This is a genomic window from Binatus sp. (SeqCode), from assembly GCF_035272065.1.
GTDB lineage: Bacteria > Desulfobacterota > Binatia > Binatales > Binataceae > Binatus.
In genome coordinates, this window is the sequence record NZ_DATEQZ010000107.1 from 1 (window position 1) to 3,762 (window position 3,762).

Below are 3,762 nucleotides of genomic sequence, written 5' to 3' on the forward strand. Positions count from 1 at the left end.
GGGCTTATGGCCGGCTATGCGGGCGCGGCGATCACACTCTCCCTCGGCCTTATCCGACCCAGGCGACCTCGATCTGCCGCGCCGCGGTTGTTCCTTTCCTTCTGCACAACTCAATTCACAGATACAAGGCGGCCGGCCGCATCGCGGCCGGCGGTGAGGGTTCTGCGATCACGTCACAAAAGCCCGCCTGCCGTCTGTTATCAACACTTGTTACGCGCAATTGACTTTACAGTGAATTCATTTCGTGGCAGTGTCGCGCGAACGCGCAATCTGTATGTTGCTGCAACTCACCGCCTCCGCCTATTTCGACTTCCTCCAGCAATTCGCATCCCTCGCGCGCGACCCGGTCGGCTACGGCGTTGGAGTGCCGCGCGGCGACGGCCGTCCCGTGCTGCTGATTCCGGGATTCACCGCGGGCGACTGGTCGCTTGGCACGCTCGCGCGATGGCTCGGGCGCATCGGGTACAAGCCGTACTTGTCGGGAATCGATCTCAACGTCGGATGTCCGCGACGCAAGGTGGAACTGGTCGGATGGCGCGCGGAAAAAATCGCGCGCGAATCCGGCCAGCGCGTCACAATCATCGGGCACAGCCTCGGCGGCGTCCTTGGACGCGCAATCGCGACGGCTAATCCCGCGGTCGTGCGCGAGGTGGTCGCGCTTGGCTCGCCGATTCGCAGCGGCTGGACGGGAGTACACGATCAAGTCCGTCCGGCGCTGCAGGCGATCCAGTCGTTCTGGCAGACGTTCTCCAGCGCTCCAGAAAATTGCGGCACGATGGAATGCTCGTGCGGTATTGCCAACGCCGTGTTCGCGCCGAGCCCGCCGCGCAGCCGCTTCAGCGCAATCTACACGCGGCGCGACGAGGTCGTGCAATGGCAGGCGTGCATCGACGATGAGGGCACGAATTTCGAAGTGCCGGGACTGCACGCGAGCCTGATCGTCAATCGCGAGGTTTATCGAATCCTCGCGTCGATCCTCGCAGACGCCGCAGTCGACAACGTCGTCGCTTGAACCTTTCCTTTCTGTAGTTAGTATTCATCGTAACGAAGATTCCGGAGAAGAGGAGATTCCGACGTGGCAGCAGTTCGCGATTTCGCCGAGAGCAAAGACGGGCTAAAGCTTCGCTACGAGATTCGAGGACATGGCGAGCCGGTCGCTCTAATCATGGGGTTCAGCGGCTCGGGCCGCGGATGGGGCGAGGCGTTCCTCAAACTGATGGAGGCGCGGTTCACGATTTTCGTGATCGACAATCGCGGCACCGGCGAGAGCGACAAGCCCGACGCCGAGTTCACGCTCAGCGACATGGCGGCTGACGTCGCGACGGTGCTCGACCATGCGAAGACGCCGCGCGTGCATATTTTCGGAATCTCGATGGGCGGGATGATCGCGCAGGAATTCGCGCTCGCATATCCGGAGCGCACGCGCGGGCTGGTGCTCGGATGCACCAACTGCGGCGCGAGTCATTCGGTACCGGCCGATCCGGCGGCGATAGCCCACCTGATTCCGGCACCCGGCATGGATCCGATCGAGCAGGCGCGGCGCGCATTCTCTGTGGCGTGCGGCAAGGCGTTCCTGAATTCGGAGGCCGGGCAGGCGACACTGACGCAGGCGATCGCGGAGATGGGCAATTACCCGGTGACGCCGATGCACACGTTCATGCGGCAGGGACAGGCGATTGGCGGATTCGACAGTTTCGCGCAGCTTGGACAAATCAAGTCGCCGACACTTATTATTCACGGCGACGACGACTCGATCGTCCCGTATCCGAACGCGGAAGTGTTGCAGGGCGCGATAGCAGGATCGAAAAAGCATACGCTCAAGGCCGCGGGTCACATGTTTTTCTGGGAAGTCCCGGATGAAACCGTGCGCGTGGCAGGAGACTTCATGGCCGCGGTGAACTAACCGCCGGAGATACACATGGCGAACTACGAAACCGTCATTTACGAAAAGGCCGAGGATAAAATCTACCGGCTGACGCTCAATCGGCCGGAGAAACTTAACGCGCTGTCGCAGAAGCTGCTCAAGGAACTCGATTCGGTGATGGACGAGTACGAGTCGAACGCCGACGCGAGCGTGCTGATAATTCGCGGCGCCGGGCGCGCGTTCTCGGCGGGCTACGATTTGCAAGGCACGCAGCATCCCGGCTCGACGTTCACCGTCACCAACGACCGGCTCGGCCTGCACAAGACGATCGAGCGATGGCAGCGGCTGTGGGCGATTAACAAACCCACGATTGCGCAGGTGCACGGCTACTGCCTGGCGGGCGGCACGGAGTTTGTCGGCCACTGCGATATCGTGTTCGCCAGCGAGGATGCGCAGTTCGGGCATCCGGCGGGCCGCTCGCTTGGTATTCTGCCGACGATGTCGATGTGGCCGGTGCTGATGGGTCCGCGCAAAACGAAAGAGTATTTTTTCACCGGCGACTACATGTCGGCGAAAGAAGCGCTCGAATGGCACCTGGTCAATCGCGTCTTCCCGAAGGACAAGCTCGAAGAAGAGACGATGAACTATGCGCGCCGCGTTGCGATGGTTCCGGCGGAGTTGCTGATGCTGCACAAGGCGGCGGTGAATCGGTACCTCGACATCATCGGGATTCGCGCGGCCGAGCAATCGGCGGCGGACATCGATGTGATCGCTCACCAGACCGACACGGTGAAGAACTGGATGAAGTCGAGCCGCGAGAAAGGTCTCAAGGGCGCGCTGACGGAGCGCGATCGTCCGTTTGCCAAGAAAGCATAGCGACAGGTTTGCTGGGGAAGGAATGAGGCAAGGAGGGAGCGATGGGGACAATGATCAAACGTGCGTTGATGGGGGCAGCCGCGGTCTTTGTAGTCGCGTGCAATTCCGGGCCTTCACAAACACCTGAAAACACGGTTGGAGGCGCCAATGTGGTTTCGTTCAAGGAAGCGCCGCTGAAGAAGGGGACCACGGACCTGACGCTCGATTGGGGTTCAAAGGGGCAAGCTGGCCAGGTCGCGATCGCCGTCGTATTGAGCTACGGCGGCTCGAAACCGACGATTACAGCGCCGGCTGGATGGCAACTGATTCGCGACGATTCAACTAAAACGACACGTCAATCGCTGTATTGGCATGCAATCCAGGCGAGTGACGCCAGCACAGCGACCTGGACCTTCAGCGAACCGGTCGACGCGCAAAGCGCAATCGTATTGGTGGACAATGTCGCGACCGCCGCCCCGGTGGATATGACCAGCGGCAACACCAGCGAGAGCGGTGGATCGATGACGGCCAAATCCGTTGCGACGACAAGCGACGGGGATCTCATCCTTGCTTTCGATGCGACTGATTTCGGCGCCTACCGTCCTACCAGCTGCGGAACGTGTGACGGACTGAATCCAAAGCTGCCACCCAACGTGAGTGTCGTCCTGAATCATGAGTCCACCGCTCTCGAATATTGGATTCTGGCGAACTATCAGAATCAGGCAGGAGACACTGAGCCTCAAACCAGCGAGGCTCCGCAGTTTTTTAACTGGGTCGCTGCGCAAGTGGCGATAAAACGGGGAGCGGTGACGTCTGCGACACCGTAATGCGGGTGCTTTTAGCGACTGGGATTTGAATTCCGCTTCCCAATGGGCGGCATATTGGAGTGTCCACCGATACCGTCAATTTCCGCTGTGGAATCCGTTCCTATGCGGCGGTATGCCGCTACTCGGTGATCCCCAGTCTCATTTCCTGACTCCCTGGTTCTTTCTCACCTTGATGTTCGGCCCGGTGGTGGGTCTGCATCTAGAGGTCATCCTTTA

The 3,762-nt window shown here is 60.4% G+C and carries 4 protein-coding genes; all 4 read left to right on the forward strand.

Going from position 1 to position 3,762, the window contains the following annotated elements:
* Window positions 1-244: 244 nt before the first annotated feature.
* The 4 genes from VJX68_RS17310 (at window position 245) to VJX68_RS17325 (ending at window position 3,546) form a co-directional block, all read left to right on the forward strand.
* Window positions 245-1,012, forward strand: coding sequence for an esterase/lipase family protein (locus VJX68_RS17310; protein WP_324096973.1), 768 nt, complete (start codon window positions 245-247; stop codon window positions 1,010-1,012).
* Between the two features lie 63 nt (window positions 1,013-1,075).
* Window positions 1,076-1,903: an alpha/beta fold hydrolase gene (locus tag VJX68_RS17315; RefSeq protein WP_324096974.1), complete on the forward strand. Its 828-nt coding sequence runs from the start codon at window positions 1,076-1,078 to the stop codon at window positions 1,901-1,903.
* Between the two features lie 15 nt (window positions 1,904-1,918).
* On the forward strand, window positions 1,919-2,740 hold the full coding sequence (locus VJX68_RS17320; protein WP_324096975.1) for an enoyl-CoA hydratase-related protein: 822 nt from the start codon (window positions 1,919-1,921) through the stop codon (window positions 2,738-2,740).
* Window positions 2,741-2,790: 50 nt separating this feature from the next.
* Entirely contained in the window at window positions 2,791-3,546 is a 756-nt protein-coding gene (locus tag VJX68_RS17325) for a hypothetical protein (RefSeq protein WP_324096976.1), read from the forward strand.
* Window positions 3,547-3,762: the final 216 nt, after the last annotated feature.